Annotated in this window: 14 protein-coding genes; 12 read left to right on the top strand and 2 right to left on the bottom strand. The window is 56.4% G+C overall.

From position 1 onward, the window contains the following. The first annotated feature begins 29 nt into the window (after positions 1 to 29). The 6 genes from QNK41_RS08130 to QNK41_RS08105 all read left to right on the top strand — a co-directional run bounded on the left by QNK41_RS08130 (position 30) and on the right by QNK41_RS08105 (position 8,431). Positions 30 to 4,499: an FAD-dependent oxidoreductase gene (locus tag QNK41_RS08130; protein WP_319255575.1), complete on the top strand. Its 4,470-nt coding sequence runs from the start codon at positions 30 to 32 to the stop codon at positions 4,497 to 4,499. A gap of 93 nt (positions 4,500 to 4,592) precedes the next feature. Further along, on the top strand, positions 4,593 to 5,006 hold the full coding sequence (locus QNK41_RS08125; protein ID WP_319255573.1) for a hydrogenase iron-sulfur subunit: 414 nt from the start codon (positions 4,593 to 4,595) through the stop codon (positions 5,004 to 5,006). A 51-nt stretch (positions 5,007 to 5,057) separates the two neighbouring features. Next, entirely contained in the window at positions 5,058 to 5,726 is a 669-nt protein-coding gene (locus QNK41_RS08120) for a methylenetetrahydrofolate reductase C-terminal domain-containing protein (RefSeq protein ID WP_319255571.1), read from the top strand. Then, entirely contained in the window at positions 5,723 to 6,664 is a 942-nt protein-coding gene (locus tag QNK41_RS08115; protein WP_319255569.1) for a methylenetetrahydrofolate reductase, read from the top strand. Before QNK41_RS08120 ends, QNK41_RS08115 begins: the two co-directional genes overlap by 4 nt. 131 nt (positions 6,665 to 6,795) lie before the next feature. Beyond that, positions 6,796 to 7,185, top strand: coding sequence for a response regulator (locus tag QNK41_RS08110; protein ID WP_319255567.1), 390 nt, complete (start codon positions 6,796 to 6,798; stop codon positions 7,183 to 7,185). Between the two features lie 388 nt (positions 7,186 to 7,573). Then, positions 7,574 to 8,431, top strand: coding sequence for a shikimate dehydrogenase (locus tag QNK41_RS08105; protein WP_319255565.1), 858 nt, complete (start codon positions 7,574 to 7,576; stop codon positions 8,429 to 8,431). A gap of 73 nt (positions 8,432 to 8,504) precedes the next feature. Here QNK41_RS08105 and QNK41_RS08100 read toward each other — a convergent pair whose 3' ends face one another. Further along, positions 8,505 to 9,896, bottom strand: a complete 1,392-nt coding sequence (locus QNK41_RS08100) for a sigma-54 interaction domain-containing protein (RefSeq protein WP_319255563.1) — start codon at positions 9,894 to 9,896, stop codon at positions 8,505 to 8,507. A gap of 269 nt (positions 9,897 to 10,165) precedes the next feature. Here QNK41_RS08100 and QNK41_RS08095 point away from each other — a divergent pair, with 269 nt between their 5' ends. The 6 genes from QNK41_RS08095 to QNK41_RS08070 all read left to right on the top strand — a co-directional run bounded on the left by QNK41_RS08095 (position 10,166) and on the right by QNK41_RS08070 (position 17,085). After that, on the top strand, positions 10,166 to 10,393 hold the full coding sequence (locus QNK41_RS08095; RefSeq protein WP_319255560.1) for a hypothetical protein: 228 nt from the start codon (positions 10,166 to 10,168) through the stop codon (positions 10,391 to 10,393). Positions 10,394 to 10,473: 80 nt separating this feature from the next. Then, positions 10,474 to 11,397 (top strand): hydrogenase 2 operon protein HybA, encoded by a 924-nt coding sequence (hybA, locus tag QNK41_RS08090; protein ID WP_319255558.1) that lies wholly within the window; start codon positions 10,474 to 10,476, stop codon positions 11,395 to 11,397. Next, positions 11,394 to 12,599 carry an NrfD/PsrC family molybdoenzyme membrane anchor subunit gene (gene nrfD, locus QNK41_RS08085; RefSeq protein ID WP_319255556.1) on the top strand — a complete coding sequence of 402 codons (1,206 nt, stop codon included), beginning with the start codon at positions 11,394 to 11,396 and terminating at the stop codon, positions 12,597 to 12,599. The genes hybA and nrfD overlap by 4 nt, the downstream gene beginning before the upstream one ends. Next, positions 12,596 to 14,674, top strand: a complete 2,079-nt coding sequence (locus QNK41_RS08080; RefSeq protein ID WP_319255554.1) for a tetrathionate reductase family octaheme c-type cytochrome — start codon at positions 12,596 to 12,598, stop codon at positions 14,672 to 14,674. The genes nrfD and QNK41_RS08080 overlap by 4 nt, the downstream gene beginning before the upstream one ends. A gap of 180 nt (positions 14,675 to 14,854) precedes the next feature. Next, positions 14,855 to 15,574: a thioredoxin-dependent peroxiredoxin gene (prxU, locus tag QNK41_RS08075; RefSeq protein WP_319255552.1), complete on the top strand. Its 720-nt coding sequence runs from the start codon at positions 14,855 to 14,857 to the stop codon at positions 15,572 to 15,574. 125 nt (positions 15,575 to 15,699) lie between these two features. After that, positions 15,700 to 17,085, top strand: coding sequence for an MBL fold metallo-hydrolase (locus tag QNK41_RS08070; RefSeq protein ID WP_319255550.1), 1,386 nt, complete (start codon positions 15,700 to 15,702; stop codon positions 17,083 to 17,085). A gap of 87 nt (positions 17,086 to 17,172) precedes the next feature. Here QNK41_RS08070 and QNK41_RS08065 read toward each other — a convergent pair whose 3' ends face one another. Further along, positions 17,173 to 18,012, bottom strand: coding sequence for a DUF4405 domain-containing protein (locus tag QNK41_RS08065; RefSeq protein ID WP_319255593.1), 840 nt, complete (start codon positions 18,010 to 18,012; stop codon positions 17,173 to 17,175). Between the last annotated feature and the right edge of the window lie 189 nt (positions 18,013 to 18,201).

Below are 18,201 nucleotides of genomic sequence, written 5' to 3'. Positions count from 1 at the left end.
ATCACCAACACCTTCATGAGGAACGTGTAATGGCAGAAAAAGAAAATACCCAAGGCAAGGATGTCGTCGGTTCCGTACTCGTGGTTGGCGGCGGCATTGCAGGCATACAGGCATCCCTGGATCTGGCGGATTCGGGCTATTATGTTCACATGACCGAAACCAAGTCGGCCATCGGCGGCGTTATGGCCCAGCTGGACAAAACCTTTCCCACCAACGACTGCTCCATGTGCGTCATCTCCCCCAAACTGGTGGAGTGTGGACGGCATCTGAACATCGACCTGATGACCTTGACGGAGATCGAAGAGGTAACCGGCGAGATGGGCAACTTCACGGTCAAATTGCGCCAGAACGCCCGTTACATTGATATGGACAAGTGCACGGCCTGCGGCGAGTGCGCCAAGGTCTGCCCCATCGACACGCCCAACATGTTTGACGAGGGCCTTCGGGATCGAAAGGCGGCCTTCAAGCTCTACCCCCAGGGCATGCCCAGTGCCTTTGCCATCGAGAAGCGCGGTACGGCCCCCTGCAAGGCGACCTGTCCGGCTCACGTGAGCATCCAGGGATACATTGCCCTGATCAATGACGGCCGCTACAAAGAGGCCCTGAAGCTGTTCAAGCAGGACCACCCCTTCCCGGGGATTTGCGGCCGGGTCTGCCACCACCCCTGCGAAAGTGAGTGTTCCCGCAACGATGTGGATCAGCCATTGGCCATTCGCGAACTTCACCGCTTTCTGGCCGACTATGAAAAGCAGAGTGGAGAGACCTACATTCCGGAAATTACGGCAGAACCTCGCGACGAGAAGGTCGCCATCATCGGTTCCGGTCCCACCGGTGTCACGGCTGCCTATTACCTGCTCCAGCAGGGCTATTCGGTAACCATTTTCGAAAAACTTCCCGAACCGGGCGGCATGATGCGCTACGGCATTCCCGAATACCGGCTTCCGCGAGACCTTTTGGCCGAGGAAATCGACGTGGTCCGACAAATGGGTGCCGAGATTAAATGCGGCGTGACCTTCGGTTCGGACATTACCCTTGAAAGCCTCAAAGCCGACGGTTACAAGGCCTGCTTCATGGCCATCGGGCTGCACGGCGGGCGTAATCTGGGCGTGGAAAACGAGGATGCCGAAGGCGTGCTCCAGGGCGTCGACTTTCTGCGTGATGCCTCTATGGGCAAGGATATCGATCTCGGAGAGGACGTCGTCGTGGTGGGCGGCGGCAATGTGGCCATCGACGTGGCCCTGACCGCCAAGCGCAAAGGCGCCAAAAACGTCACCCTGATCTGTCTGGAAAAACGGGAGGAGATGCCCGCCTGGGAACACGAGATTGAAGAAGCCCTGGAAGGCGAGATCAATATTGTCAACAGTTTTGGCCCCAAGTCCTTTTACATAGACAAAAGCAAGCGTGTGTCGGGCATCGAATTCAAGACCTGTAGCGCTGTGTTCGATGAAGACGGTCGCTTCAACCCCGCCTACGATGAGGGGGAATGCCAGCCCTTTTTCGGCGACACCATTATTGTCGCCATCGGCCAGAGCACCAACCTGGACGGCATCAAGGAGCAGGGTGTCGCCATTTCCCGGCCTGGTGGCCTGGAGGCTGACCCGGTGACCCTGCAGACCCCCATCGACTGGGTTTTTGCCGGCGGCGATGCTTATTACGGTCCCAAATCGGTGGTGGACGCAGTCGCCTGCGGCAAGGAAGCCGCCGAGAGCATCCACCGCTTCATCAACGGGCTGGATCTCACGGACGGTCGACAGAAAGAATGGGATTTTGTCAAACCCGAGATGGGTGAAGAGGTTAATAAACCGCGCACCACGGTCCGTTGCCTGGACCCCGACGCGCGGGAATGCAATTTTCTGGAGGTCTCCTTCGGCTACAACGAAGAAGAGGCCAAGACCGAGGCCGATCGATGCCTCAAGTGCGGGCTCTGCTCCGAGTGCTACCAGTGCGTGGACGCCTGCCTGGCAAATGCCGTCGACCATGACATGGTGGCTGACTATAAGGAGATCAACGTGGGCGCCATTATCCTGGCTCCCGGTTTCACCCCCTTCGACCCCACCGAGCACAAAACCTATTCGTACGCCAACCATCCCAATGTGGTTACCAGCCTGGAGATGGAACGAATCCTTTCCGCATCCGGCCCCTATGCCGGCCACCTGGTTCGGCCGTCGGACAACAAGGAGCCGGAAAAGATTGCCTGGTTTCAGTGCGTGGGTTCCCGGGATATCAACTGCTCGGATCACAGCTACTGCTCCTCGGTGTGTTGCATGTACACCAACAAGCAAACCATCATCGCCAAGGAGCACAGCGAAAAAGAGCTGGATACGGCTGTCTTTTTCATGGACATGCGCACACACGGCAAGGAATTTGAAAAATACTACATGCGCGCTAAGGATGAAAAAGGGGTGCGCTTCATCCGGTCCAAGGTGCATACCATCGATCCGGTGGAGGACGACAACCTAAGCCTGCGTTATATCACCGAAGAGGGCGAACTCGTCGAGGAAACCTTCGATATGGTGGTCCTGGCCGTCGGCCTGGCCCCCAACAAGGAATCGGTGGACCTGGCCAAAACGATGGGCATCGATCTCAACGAACACCTGCATGCCGCCACCCGGACCCTCGAACCGGTGAGTTCCAGCCGGCCGGGTGTCTTTGTCTGCGGCGCCTTCCAGGAGCCCAAGGATATCCCCCAGTCGGTCATGGAGGCATCCGCCGCCGCCGCCACGGCCACCCGGTCACTGGCGAAAGCCAGAGGGTCGCTGATTAAAACCAAGGAACTGCCACCGGAGATCGATGTGTCCGGACAGGAGCCGCGGGTGGGCGTAGTTGTCTGCAACTGCGGCATCAACATCGGTGGCGTGGCTGACGTGCCGGCGGTGAGGGAGTATGCCGCCACCTTGCCCCATGTGGTGCATGTGGAGGACAACCTGTTCACCTGCAGCCAGGACACCCAGGACAAGATGAAAGAGGTGATCACGGAACATGGCATCAACCGGGTGGTGGTGGCCTCCTGTTCGCCCCGAACCCACGAACCCCTGTTCCAGGAGACCATCCGGGACGCCGGTTTGAACAAGTACCTGTTTGAGATGGCCAACATCCGTGACCAGAACACCTGGGTTCACATGAACAACCCGGAACGCGCTACGGCCAAGGCCAAGGACCTGGTCCGCATGGCCGTGGCCAAGGCCGCCTTCATCGAGCCGCTGCACCAGGTCCGACTTGAAGTCACCCAGAAGGTGCTGGTGGTTGGCGGTGGTGTGGCTGGTATGGAGGGAGCCCTGGGGGTTGCCGACCAGGGACTCCAGGTCTATCTGGTGGAGCGGGGTGATATGCTGGGTGGCGTGGCCCACAAGCTGCGCACCACCTGGCAGGGGGAGCCGGTGAAACCGTACCTGGAATCGCTGGTTGAGCGGGTGCGCAACCATGAAAAAATTCGGGTGTTGATGAAGACGGAGCCGGTGGAAACCACCGGTATCATGGGCAACTTCACCACCACACTCATGACCTCCGGTGAGTCGCTCACGGAGACGGTGGTGGAGCACGGTGCCACCATCATCGCCACCGGCGGCAAGGAGTACATTCCCAGCGAGTACCTGTACGCTCAGAACCCCAATGTGCTCACGCACTTCGAAATGGATGCAGCCATGGATGCAGACGACCCCCGGCTGTCCACCGCCCAGAGCGTGGCCTTCATCCAGTGCGTGGGATCGCGGACCGTGGAGCGGCCCTACTGCAGCCGACTTTGCTGCACCCACACCGTCAAGAGCGCCCTGACGCTCAAGGAGCGCAGTCCGGAGATGGACATCTATGTGCTCTACCGCGATGTCCGCACGTACGGATTCCGCGAAGAGCTTTATAAAAAGGCCAGGGAAAAGGGCATTATCTTCATTCGCTACAACCTGGAGGACAACCTGCCTGATGTCAAGGACGCCGACGGTCAGCTGAGTGTGACCGTAAGGGACCACGTGCTCCAGATGCCTGTAGAGCTGAATCCGGACCTGCTCGTGCTGGCGACTGCCGTGCTGCCCAATGAAAACAAAGACCTGTTCGAACTGTTCAAAGTACCGATCAATGCCGACGGCTTCCTGGTGGAGGCCCATGCCAAGCTGCGCCCCGTGGACTTCAGCTCCGAGGGCATCTTCATGGCCGGTCTGGCCCACTATCCCAAGGCGCTGGACGAAAGCATCGCCCAGGCCCGGGCCTCGGTGTCACGGGTCATGACCATCCTTTCGCGGGATTCGATCCTGGTGGGCGGGGTGGTGGCCGAAGTGGATCCGGACAAGTGTGCCGTTTGTGTGACCTGCGTGCGAACCTGCCCGTATCACATTCCCTATATCGGGGAGGAAGGTCATGCGGTGATCGAACCGGCTGAGTGCCATGGCTGCGGCAGTTGTGTCGCCGAATGCCCGGGAAAGGCCATCCAGCTCAAGCATTTTACCGACGAACAGATCGTTGCCAAGACGGCGGCCCTTTTTGAAAAGAAGAAAGGGGAGGCGGCCTAATAAAGTGGAATACGGGCGCCAGTAATCACCGGCAGCCTGAGAACTCCGGGCGCCCGAATTATTTTTATACCTTAACATCATCGGAGAAAGATCATGAATGAAACCTTTGAACCCCAGATCCTGGCTTACTGCTGCAAGTACTGTGCTTATGCAGCTGCCGACCTGGCCGGGTCCATGCGCTTGAATTATCCAAGCAATGTGAAAGTGATTCAGGTGCCGTGCAGCGGCAGGGTGGACATCCTTCATCTGCTGACCGCCTTCGAAGGCGGGGCGGACGGCGTATACGTGGCCGGGTGACTGGAAGGTGAATGTCATTTCCTGGAAGGAAATCTCAAAACCAGACGGAAAGTCGAGTACGTTCAGCGAACCCTTGAAGAGCTGGGCATGGAGCCGGAACGGGTGCAAATGTACAATCTTTCATCAGCCCAAGGAGCCCGTTTTGCCGAAATCGCAACCGAGATGACGGATAAAATCAAGGCCCTGGGTCCCAGCCCGGTGAATTCTTAACCACGGTCAGGAGGCGAATTTTGCCATCCTTGGACCATAAGAGGTGAACCAATGATAATTGCGGATCGAAAATCTCTGGAAGAGATACAGGACATGATCAAGGCGTATAAGAAAATCCTTCTTGTGGGGTGCAAGGGGTGTGTGACCGTCTGCAACGTGGGCGGGGCCAAGGAAGTGGGCATTCTGGCCGCCACCCTGAAAATCGCGCGCAAGAAAGACGGCAACCCCATCGAAATCGACGAAAAAACGCTGGAGCGCCAGTGCGATCCTGAATATGTGGAGCAGATCCGGGACATCTATGACCAGTACGATGCCGTCCTTTCCATGGCTTGTGGCGTTGGCCCCCAGTTTCTCTCCGAGGCCTATCCCAGCCAGAAGTTCTTCCCGGCGGTGGATACCAAGTTCTTCGGCGGCGCGGTTCAACATGGTATCTGGGAGGAACGCTGCGCCGGCTGCGGGACTTGCGTGATTCACAATTACGACGGGTTGTGCCCCATCGCCCGTTGTTCGAAAAGCATCCAGCACGGTCCCTGTGGCGGTAGCGCCGACGGTAAATGCGAAATCGCCAAGGATGTGGAGTGCATCTGGGATACCATCGTCAAAAAGAAAATAGAGCAGGGGCGGCTTGAGGATCTTCGAATCATTCGGGCGCCAAAAAACTGGACGACGGCAAGGGACGGCGGTCCCCGTAAAAGCATAAGGGAGGAGTTGGTGCAATGAGCAATAACGGTCTGAAATCAGGAAGTAATCTGGAGAAGGTGCTCAAGGCAGGCCACTTTGCCTTTACCGGTGAATGTGGACCGCCCAAGGGTGCCAATGTGGAACATCTCAAAGAAAAATTCGAGCACCTGCGGGGCGTGGTAGATGCGGTGAATGTCACTGACAACCAGACCGCCGTGGTGCGCATGTCCAGTGCGGCGGCCTCGGCCATCATGGTGGCCAACGGCATCGAACCCAACTTTCAGATGGTCTGTCGGGATCGCAATCGCCTGGCCATTATGGCAGACGTGCTTGGGGTTTACTCCCTGGGAATAAAAAACATGCTCTGCCTCTCCGGCGACCACCAGAAGTTCGGCAACCACCCGCAGTCCAAGAACGTTTACGACATCGATTCCATGCAACTCATCGCGTTGGTCAAGAAAATGCGTGACGAAGGCAAATTCCTCAATGAAGATGATATTGACGTACCGCCCAAGATGTTTATCGGGGCTGCCGCCAATCCTTTCGGTGACCCGCATGAATACCGGATCTACCGCCTGGCCAACAAGATCGATGCTGGGGCCGATTTTATCCAGACCCAGTGCATCTACAACATGCCCCGGTTCAGAGATTTCATGAAAAAAGCCGTAGACATGGGACTGACGGAAAAGACCTATCTTCTCGCCGGCGTCACACCGATGAAAAGCGCACGTATGGCGCAGTATATGGCAAAAATGGTTCCCGGTATGGATGTCCCTGAAGAATTGATTGAACGGTTAAAGGGTGCAGGCAAGGGCAAGCAGGCCGAAGAGGGCATCAAGTTCGCTATCGAGCAGATCGAAGAGTTCAAGGAGATGGAAGGGGTTGCCGGTGTTCATCTCATGGCCATCGAATGGGAGCACAAAGTCCCCGAAATCGCCGAACGGGCAAAGGTGTTGCCCAGGCCCCAGGTAGATTGACCCGATTTAGCCGGAATTGCGGGGTCGGGGGAGATTTAATCGCCACCGACATCCCCGACCCCGCCCGGTCATTTAAACAAGCTCAGGCTGCTGATTTATCAACAATCAGCTTGGTATAAAGGAGAATTTCAATGAGTGACAAAAAACGAATCCTAGTGGTGGACGACGAGCCCGATTTCTGTTCCATCGTTCAGGGGAACCTGGAAAAGGAAGGCTTCGATGTGGAGGTGGCTTATGATGGCGTGCAAGGGTTGGAGAAAGTGAAAGCCAATCCACCGGATGCCATTGTTCTGGATGTGATGATGCCGGAAAAAGACGGATACGCGGTGTGCAGGGAGTTAAAGGGAAATGAAAAATACGCCGATATTCCCATCGTGATGCTTACCGCCGTGGCATCCCACGTCTCTTCCACCCGATACTCCCATTATGACGGCATGAGCATGGAAGCCGACGACTATCTTCCCAAACCGGCCTCCGCAGAAGAGATCACTGAAAGCCTGAAGGGGTTGCTGAACATGTAGCCTTGTCTTGGGCGAAACGGGTTGCCGGCAGTGGTTGGCCGTATCGAACGAACCACCGATTCATCCAGCCGCCGCCGGAAAGCCCGCATCCCGTGCACGTGCCACATCGACCCTAAAGGGGTAGGGTCGCCGGTCGTCCGCGGGTTGCTTCCGGATCCGCGCACCTGAACAAAATGCAAGAGATGTGGCTGTGTTTTCCGCAACAGGCGCAGCGGTGGAATCAATTGGGGTATGGGTGCGTTGGATTCGGAAGCCTTCTCTACATGAACCACGGGCGTTTCGAGCCGTCACTTTAATCCTGCGATCCATTGGACACACAGACCCAGATCAATGCGGCGGCCGTTTTTTTCGGCGGTGCTTTGATCGTCAGCAACCGAGACCCAGTCAGATGAATCAGCCTTCAGGTCTTCTTGACGCGGCATTCGCATTCCAGACAAAGGTATTTTGTATCATCAGCGATCAGCGGGTGTTTAGATCGCGGTCGCCGGCGATCTTTACCACGGTGCTCGGTCGGACAGGCATCAAAGGGGCCTATGTGCCCTTTATGGTCGAGGATGGCAATATCGGCAAGGCACTGGAGGGCCTCCGGGTGCTCAACATTGCGGGAGCCAACATTACCGCGCCATTCAAGGAAAAGGTGTTGCCCTACCTGGATGTGCTTTCCGAGGGGGCCAATATCATCGGAGCCGTGAACACCATCGTCTGCAAGGGGGGACAACTCAAAGGCTACAACACCAACGCCATTGGCATCATGGATGCCCTCAACGAGGTGAAATTCGACATTGCCGGAAAAAAGGCGTTGGTGATCGGCACGGGCGGTGTAGCACGCGCCGTGGTGTTCATTCTCAACTGGCTGCGGGCCGAATCGGTTGTCGTGGCCGGCCGTGACAATCAAAAAACCTGCCGCCTGGCCGGTCATTTCAGCTGTACACCATGGTCGCTGAAGGATCTTGCTGAATTTCCCATCGACGCGGATCTCATTGTCAATGCCACATCCATTTCCAGCCGCGATGAATCCAGCGAGTTGACCGGCATTATCGACAGCATCAAGAGCAACGGGTGCCAGCTGGTGTTCGATCTCAATTACGGCCGCCGGGAGAATATCTGGCAATCCATGGCGGAAAAGCGCGGCATCCGTTTTATGGACGGGCTTTCCGCCCTGGCCTACCAGGCCCGACGGACCTTCCTGCTGTGGACCGGCCAAGATGTTCCGCAGGAAGAATTTTTAAAGGCGCTGGAAGAGTGACCGTGGCGCCGTTTTCCGCTTGATCGCATTTGCACGACTTCAGTTTCTGCGGTTTAACGCCTCTCCTCGAGCCTTATCGTTCAATTTCACGTTTCAGGTTGATCCCATATTTTCGCATACGATTCCAAACGGTTACCCGGTTGATCCCTAACATCCGAGCCGCCTGGCTCTGATTGCCGGCTGCAGCGCGAAGGGCCTCGATGAGCTGCTGCCGTTCATTGCTGCCGGTTTCACGGAAGGCCGCTTCGGGTACCGATGCGGACGGGTTAGTATGGGTCAGCATCTGGGGCGGCAGGTGATCGATGTCGATGGTATCCTTGTCCGCAACGGTAAACGCATACTCAAGTGCGCTTTTCATCTCTCTGACGTTTCCCGGCCACCGGTAAGCCATGAACCGGTTCAAGGCTTCACGGGTCAGCCCCCGGATCGGTTTGCCGGTCCGTATTTCCAGCCGATCGATGAATGTATTGACCAGCAGGGGGATGTCATCTTTACGATTTCGAAGCGGAGGCAGATGGATGGGAATCACATTGATGCGAAAATACAGGTCTTCCCTGAAGCGCTTCTGCTCGATAAGCTCCAATAGATTCCGATTGGTGGCCGTGATGATCCTTACATCCACCGAAACGGAGATGTTTTCTCCCACCCGTTCGAACTGACCGGTCTCCAGCACCCGCAGCAGCTTGATTTGGATAGAGAGGGGAATGTCCCCGATTTCGTCCAGAAACAGGTCTCCTCCGCTGGCCGATTCGAAGCGACCGGTCCGGTCCCGGAAAGCACCGGTGAACGATCCCTTCACATGGCCGAACAGTTCGCTTTCCAGCAAGGATTCGTTGAGGGCCGCGCAGTTGAGCTGTACGTAGGGGCCGTCGTTTCGTTTTCCGCGGTCGTGGATGGCTCTGGCGACCAATTCTTTTCCGGTGCCGCTCTCTCCGAAAATGATAATTGGTGCGTCACTGATCGCCGCCTTTTCGATGATCGCGAAGACCGCCCTCATTTCCTCGCTGTTGCCGATGATCCCTCCGAAACCGCTGTTATCGTCCAATTGGCGGGAGAGGGTCTCAACCTTTCGATCCAGCCGGTCGATTTCACTCAAATCGGTCAGGGTCTCCACTGCCCCCAGCAGCGTTCCGTCCTCATCTCTAAGGACCGAGGCGTTTTTCAGCGCCGGTAAAAAGGTGCCGTCCTTTTTTTTGATGGTGCAGCGGCAGCGGCGCATTTCCGGTTGGTCGGGTTCGAACAGCTTGCACCATCCTTCACCATGGCTGTTGATGGCCATTTCACAGGCCTGGCACGCCAGCACCGTACACGGTTGACCGGACACTTCATTAGCAGTGTACCCGGTCATTTCTTCGAAGGACCGGTTGACCGACAGGATTCGGCCCTTCTCGCTGATGATGAGCAGCGCTTCATTCATGGTGTTGATCACACGTTCCCAGTGCCGATTGATATCTTTAATCGCCATACCTTGGTGTCCTTTCCCGCGTTTGGTGTGATTGTCTTCCGGCGATCTGCTACAGTGCTTAAACAGGTGTTTAAATTCTTATCATATGTTTAAACAGTGTTTAAACACTTTTTTATGCCATTCTTTCGGCATCGAATTTTTAATAGAAATAACAGATAGATATCATAATAAGCAAAAAGGGTGGGAAGCGGCACGCTTTTTGTTATTCTATTGATCCGGAAAAACAGGGTTGTGGCAATCCGAACCCAAGACCAGGGAAATCAAGCACCATGGGCCGGCATCTTCATATCAATCTTGAGAACCTTCCCTGGCCGGTGAATGTCCTCAAATTTAACCAGGCCGTATACGACATGCAGCCGGGGGACGACATGCTGGCCACGATCAACGATGCGGATGTCGTCGGAAATTTGCAGCAGCTCCTCAGCAGCCAGGCGGAGGTGGATTTTGACGTATTTCAAACCAATATAGACTATCGCATCCGGGTAACCAAAAGGTGATCCGGCGGTTTTGAAAAAAAGCGACAAGAGGACGCCGGTGGCGGGTATCAGTCACTGCTAACGTGAATCAAGGAGGGTCTATGGGGTTGAACAGACGTGATTTTTTCAAATTTGTGACCGCAGCGGGCGCTGCGGTGGCCGGATCAGGTGGCACAGCCCATGCCTGGCAATCCAGAGCGCCTTCCGATCCGGTCGGTTGTCTGGTGGACCTGACCCGGTGCATCGGCTGCCGCAAATGCGAGGAAGCCTGCAACCGGGTCAACGAATTGCCCCCGCCGGACCGAGCCTTTGAAGATCTCACGCTTCTCGATAAAAAGCGCCGGCCGGATGAACGGTCCTACACGGTGATCAACCGTTATGTCTCGGGAGAGATTGATGAACGGGACCAGCTGGTCCCCACCTTCGTCAAGCTGCAATGCATGCACTGCCAGGACCCGGCATGCGCCTCCGCCTGCATTGTCGGTGCCTTGACCAAAAAAGACAATGGCACGGTCCATTACGATGTCACCAAATGCATCGGCTGCCGCTACTGCATGGTGGCCTGTCCATTCGAGATCCCGGCATACGAGTACCACGATCCCATTACGCCGCGGGTGATGAAGTGCACCTTCTGTTATGAACGGGTACAGGCTGAAAACAAGCTTCCCGGATGTGTGGAAATCTGCCCGGTTGAGGCCATCACCTTCGGACGCAGAAACGACCTGATCGACGGTGCCCGGCAGCGCATTAAAAAGAACCCGGGGCGCTACATCGATCATATATACGGCGAAAAGGAGGTGGGCGGCACCAGTTGGATGTACCTGTCCGGGGTGCCTTTTGAAAAAATAGGTTTCAACGCGCTGCCGGAAACGCCCATGCCCCGGCTGGCCGAAAGTATTCAACATTCCCTGTTCAGTTACCTGTGGTCCCCCATCGTGCTGTTCGGCATGCTCGGCGGCGTCATGTGGGCCTCGAAGGACAAGGGTGATCGGGCCGACAATGGCAAAGAAGGAGGCGGTCAATGACCCATTACGCAGCGCCTGTCAAGGCGAAATTCTGGACTCCCGGAGTGGTTGTGCTGGCTGTTCTCATGGCGGCCGGTGCGGCAGCCATCGCGGCCCGATTCATCGGTGGCATCGGCTACGTCTCCAATCTGACCACCGCACGGCCCTGGGGATTGTGGATCGGGGTTGATGTGGCCTCGGGGGTGGCTTTGGCCGCCGGTGGCTTCACCACGGCGTTTTTGGCCCATATCATCGGGCGGCATTATTATGAGGCGGTGGTTCGGCCGGCCCTGCTCACAGCCGTACTCGGCTATACATTTGTGGTGTTGGGGCTGCTGGTGGATATCGGCCGCTCCTGGGCGATCTGGAAGCCCTTGTTGTATTGGAACCCCACATCCGTTCTTTTTGAAGTGGCCATGTGCGTCATGCTTTACCTCAACGTGCTCTACCTCGAGTTTCTTCCCATCGTGGTGGAGCGGTTCAAAGGCCGGGTGAACCTGCCCGGGCCGCTGGCCGTCCTCAATGGGCCGGTTGACGGGCTGCTCAAGCTGGCCGACACCATCCTGCCCCGGATCATGTGGATTTTCATCATTGCCGGCGTGGTGCTTTCCTGCATGCACCAGTCCAGCCTGGGGTCGCTGATGCTGATTGCCCCCACCAAGCTGCACCCGCTGTGGTACACGCCCATGCTGCCGTTGCTTTTCCTGGTTTCGGCCATTGCCGTGGGCTATCCCATGGTGGTGTTCGAGGCAACGCTGGCCACCACGTCTTTGAAGCTTGACGGGGAGATGAAAATCCTCACCCCGCTGACCCGCATCACCATTTTTTTGCTGGGACTCTACCTGGCGCTGAAGGTGGGCGACATGGTGGTTCGCGGCACCTATGTGTATTTGCTGGACGGCACGGCCCAGACCAATGCCTTCATCATCGAAGTGCTCTTGGGTGTGATCGTGCCCTGGCTGATGCTGCTGTCGCCGCAACTGCGCCGGTCGCGCCAGGCATTGTTCATTGCCTGCACGATGATTGTGGGCGGCGTTCTGATCAATCGGATCAACGTGTTTGTCGTGGGATATCGTCCCCCCATCAGCGAAGCTAATTATTTTCCGGCCATCGGCGAGGTGTTGGTCACCGTTGGGCTGATCGCGGCGCTGATGTTCGTCTATCGCTTCATCGTAACCTATTTACCGGTGCTCAACAAACCGGAACAGGAGGTGTCTGCATGACCAGAACAGGACCGGGTGTTCTTTTGATCGTCACCGCCGCCCTGACCGGGATGCTTTGCTGCAGTCCGGCCCTGGCGGCCAACCCGTCGCCGGATGAAGCGGCGGCAGCGGCTCCGGTGGTTTGGACCGCGCCCGACCAGGAGGCGGCCAAAAAACGGGCCGAGGAGCTCGTGCCTTTTGTCGAAGCGGTGATGGACGAATGCCGGCTGTGCCGGCAGCAGCGGCTCCGGGATATGGGTTTGAGCGTCAATGATCAGACAGAAAGGTACTTTCTGCTCGACAGCCCCATCATCCGAAAAACCGAGGATCACTACGGACCGGTGCGCTTCATGCATTCCAAACATGCCGTGGTCACCAGGGATTGCGCCCTGTGCCACCACTACCGGCCCCTGGACGAAGTAGCATCGGAAACCGCCCGCTGCTCGGCCTGCCACCAGGAACCATTCAACATGGATCACCCCGAACGGCTGGGCCTCAAGGCGGCCTACCATCAGCAGTGCATGGGGTGCCATCAAGAAATGAACAAGGGCCCCATCGACTGCGCCGGTTGCCACCGCAAAAACGTGCCCGACCACAAGGAGCACATTCAGCTGGCGGCCAATCCCGAACCCACCCAGGTCACCAGCGAATGCCTGCGCTGCCACACACCGGCCGGCGAGGATATGCTCAAGTCGGCCCACTGGCTGTGGAAGGGGCCTTCTCCATACACCCTTAATCATAGAAAGGAGGTCGAGCTCGGTAAAGCCACCATTGCCACGAACAACTTCTGAATCAGCATCATCAGCAACGAGGCTCGTTGCACCAGTTGTCACGCCGGTTATGGATGGAAAGACGCAAATTTTGATTTTACCGATATGACCAAGATCGACTGCCTGGTGTGCCATGATCGCACAGGCACCTACAAGAAAACCCCAACTGCCGCCGGCATGCCCGATCCCGACGTGGATCTGGTGGCGGTGGCCAAAAGCGTAGGTCGCACATCCCGCAAAACCTGTGGGGATTGTCACTTCAACGGCGGCGGCGGCGAAGCGGTCAAGCACGCCGATCTCTCCCGCCAGCTCCTGCACCCAGAGCGCAACTGCGACGTCCACATGGGCGGTTTCGATTTCCAATGCTCGGAGTGCCACCGCACCCGCAACCACAAGATTGCCGGGCGCAGTTCTTCGGTTCCCGTGGTGGAAGGCAGCATGTCTTGCACCAACTGCCACTCGGAGACACCGCACTACGGAGAGCACCTGCTGGATCACCATCTGAACAAGCACAGCGACACAATCGCCTGCACCACCTGTCATGCGCCGGTATACGCCAAGTGCAAGCCCACCAAGACCTTCTGGGACTGGTCCAAGGCGGGTGACAAGGAACGCAAGCCGAAGAAAGACAAGTACGGCATGCCGGACTACAATTGGAAAAAGGGCGAGTTTCTCTGGAAGGAGTCGGCCAAGCCGGTCTATGCGTGGTACGGGGGATTCATGAAGCGGGTTTTCCTGGGAGATCAGCTGGACCTGACCCAGGCCGAGTTCAACATCTCCGAACCCGTTGGATCGATCAATGATCCCAACTCCAAAATCTCGCCGTTCAAAATCATGAAAGGGGTTCAGGCCGTCGACACCGAGTACAAACACCTGCTCATCCCTCATCTGTTCCCCCGAAACAAGGAGGACAAGACGGCCTACTGGAAGCATCGTGACTGGCAAAAAGCCTTTGTGGACGGCATGAAGGCGGCAGATATGAAATACAGCGGCAAGTACGAATGGATTACCACAAATATGTACTGGGGCGTCGAACACGAGGTCATGCCCGCGGAATCGGCGCTCTCCTGCGTGCAGTGTCACGACAGCCTCAAGGGTGAACGAACTTGCAACCGCTGCCACCAGGATAGCCGAAATGTGGATTTCAAGACCATCGCTCACAGGGGTACCGATTTTTCCTACATGGCCTCCAAGGGTCGTGATGTGAGCCACCTGGTGGGTACTACGGATTATATCGACTTCAAAGCCTTGGGCTATAAAGGCGACCCGATTATCACCGGCGGCCGATTCAAGAAGCTGCCCATGGGCTATAAAGCCGAAAAGTAATCCGGCGGCGGCCTGAACCTCTTGCCCGGTCATCCTCCCATCATTCTTTGGGTGTGGGGTGGGTGTCCGGGCATTTTTTCGGATACCAGCGGATGTGGTTTTGTCGTTTGACATCCGGGTTAAATCTGGCTACTAAAAAGAGCATATTCCCACAAAAACCATCAACGAAAGGAGAATCGCATGGCAGAAGAGCTGCCGGTCGGGTGTGCCCGACCCACTGGAGGACCGGTTGGAGAGGCGGCCCCGGAGACCGCAAAGGAGACAACGGCACCAATCAAGGAGGAGATGCAAATGATTCATGTAGGCGAAAAAGCACCGGACTTTGTGGCACCAGGATATCAAAAGGGAAAATTCATTAACGTCAAACTGTCCGACTATCTGGGCAAATGGGTCTTGCTCTGCTTTTACCCCGGCGATTTCACCTTTGTATGAGCGACCGAGATTTCGGCGGTCGCCGAAAAATATCCTGAATTCCAGAAACTGGGCGTGGAGTTACTTTCCATGAGCATCGACAGCATGTTCGTTCATAAAATGTGGGACGACCACGAATTGAGTAAAATGGTCGATGGCGGAGTTCCGTTTCCCATGTTGTCCGATGCGGGCGGAAAGGTGGGGAAATTGTTCGGGGTGTATAACGAGGGTGCCGGTGTGGAAAACCGTGGCCGTTTCATTATCGACCCGGATGGCGTGGTCCAGGGTTACGAGGTGTTGACACCACCGGTGGGCCGCAACGTCCAGGAATCTCTCCGCCAGGTTCAGGCCTTCCAGCTGGTCAGGAAAACCAAGGGCGCCGAAGCGACGCCTTCCGGCTGGCGGCCCGGCAAGCTGACGCTCAAACCGGGACCGGATTTGGTCGGTAACGTCTGGAAAGTGTGGAAAACAGATATGGCCTTCGACTAACCAACCCCGCGTGAAATTGGTTGGGGATCAGACCGCAATGATCAACCGGAAGCGGGCTGATCTCCAACGGCTGGTTAAGCCGGCCCGGCCCAAAAAACGGTTACTATGAACAAAAGGAGTCTTGCATGTATTTCAATCAAATTGCCGTACCCGGCTTAGGTTGTCTCTCCTATGTCATCGGTTGCCCGCGCGCCAAGATCATGGCCGTCGTGGATCCGAAACGCGATGTGCAGGACTATCTGACCATCGCCCGGGAAGAGGGGATGCAGATCACCCATGTAATCAATACCCATGTTCACGCCGATCACGTCAGCGGGGACCAGGAGCTGCGGTTGGCTACCGGGGCGGACATATACATCCATGAAAGCGCACCGGTGGAATATCGCCACAAGGAGCTCAAGGAGGGGGACGTGTTCGAGCTCGGGGCTGCAAAAATTGAAGTCCTGCATACCCCGGGACACACCCCCAACGCCGTCTCCCTGCTGGTCACCGATAAAGCACGATCAGAGGACCCCCAGATGCTGCTGACTGGCGACCTGCTATTTGTCGGCGACATTGGTCGGCCGGACCTGCCCGGCGCAGAGATTCTGGATGAACAGGTGGAAAATTTGTACAACAGCCTGTACGCTAAACTGACCGGTTATCCGGATCACCTGGAGGTGTTTCCGGCCCACGGTGAAGGATCCTTGTGCGGACGCGGCATGAGCGCGAAAAAGAGTTCCACCCTCGGCTACGAGCGACGGGCCAACCCCATGTTGCAGTTCGAGTCTTTCGAGGCATTCAAAAAGGAGGTGATGTCGGCGTTTCCGGTCCGGCCGAAAAGTTTTTCCCACATCATCCAGACCAACCTCGAAGGTGCAGCCACCCTGGACGCCTGTCCCATTGACAAAAGACTGACCCCCAAGCAGTTCGAAGAGATGGTTGCCGACGGGGCAACCATCATCGACGCTCGCGATTCGGCCGCCTTCGGCGGCTTTCACATCCCTGGCAGCATAAATATCGGATTCGAAAAACAGTTGGCCAACTGGGTCGGCATGGTGGTGGATCCAACTGCTGAAATTTTATTGGTTGTGGATGATCAAGGTGACTATGACCGCATGGTGACCGAACTGCATCGCATTGGATACGATTTAATTTTCGGCTATCTCTCCGGCGGTATCATGGCCTGGCTGATGAGTGGTCGGGCTGTGGACCAGCTGGAACAGATATCTCCCCACCAGCTGGCCGCACGTCTGGAAGAAAGCAATGTCCGCATCATCGATGTGCGCACGCCGGCCGAATGGAGCGCCAGCCGGATCAATTGGGCGGAGCATTTGCCCCTGTCCGACATTCTCGCCGACCAATTGCCCGATGCGCAAAAGGATGAAGAGATGGTGCTGCAGTGCGGCAGCGGCTATCGCTCTAACATTGCCGCCAGCATTCTGCGCCAGGCGGGCTATTCGCGAGTCAAGTCCTTGGCCGGCGGGATTTTCGCTTGGTCGAATGCGGGCCTTCCCCTGGTTGCAACCTAAGTCCGTCCCCTCATGCCGCAACGTGCATATGAAAGTTGCCGCTGCCATGGCACCAAGGGCGAGCGAGCGCAACACATGCGTGCGGCATCAAAGCGGTTTGGCCAGCGTTTTGATTATTTCGTATAGATCCGTGGGTCCGAGACCCTTGTCGGCAGCGATTTGTTTGAACGACATGTCGGCTGAAGCGGCAATGTCCTGCGCATTCAGATCGCGGAGGATCTGTTTGAGATTCAAGTTGTAGCGGGCGCAGAAATCGGCCAGCAGAAGATTGCCTGTTCCAGGCGGTGGGGAATCGGGAAGGTTTCCAACGCCGGCATCGTCGTCAGCCGTTTTTTTCAGCGCCGTCTGAATGGTCTGGTAAAGTTGCTGGGGGGCAACCCCGTGGCGTTTGGCCAGTGCCGCCAGGGGAACCTGATCGTCTTCGGCCGCGTAGCCGGCCAAGTCGAGCAGATGCATGCTTTTGGCAAGATCCAGGTCCAGTTTCTGGGTGAACGTCTTCAGCGATGACAGTTCGGCATGACCGTAGGGGGGCTCGCCGTATTTCACAGCGGCCCCGTCTTTAATTTTTTCACTCAGTGTGATCACCCAGCTGAAGGGCGGTACCATAAAATAGGTGCCCAGGGCAGCAATCACCGTAACGATCAGCGCAACGTTGAAATCAGGGGTGAACACCTTCATCCGGCGCGTCCTGTCCTTGAGGTAAGAGGTGATCGCTTTCCAGTTGTAATAGATGTGTAAACACAGAGCGGCAAGGAAAACAAAACCCATATTGATATGAATGTTGCCCCAATCGGACTTGGATAACCCCCACAGCCGCCAGTCCGCCCAATAGGCCACCCGCCCCTGAGGTACGATGTACAGAATTACACTGGTCAAGAGCATCAGAAGAAATGAGAGTCCGGCCGTCAAGGAAGTGATCTTTCGCATTTTCACGATGGTTTCATTGCCTTTGTTAGGTGTTGTCTGTCGTTCGTCTCATACAGGTTTCAAACCCGTAAGCCCTTTTTGCGCGTTTCTAAATTTGAGCCTTAATCGTGGCCAAGGTTACATCTACCCAAACTGAACGATTCACTTTTCTCGAAGAAGGTCGATTGGTAACGATCACGGCTGGGTACC

It is taken from the genome of Desulfosarcina sp. (assembly GCF_033791525.1).
Lineage (GTDB): Bacteria > Desulfobacterota > Desulfobacteria > Desulfobacterales > Desulfosarcinaceae > Desulfosarcina.
Note: the sequence above shows the minus strand (reverse complement) of the source record. Positions and strands in the feature narration are given on the sequence as shown.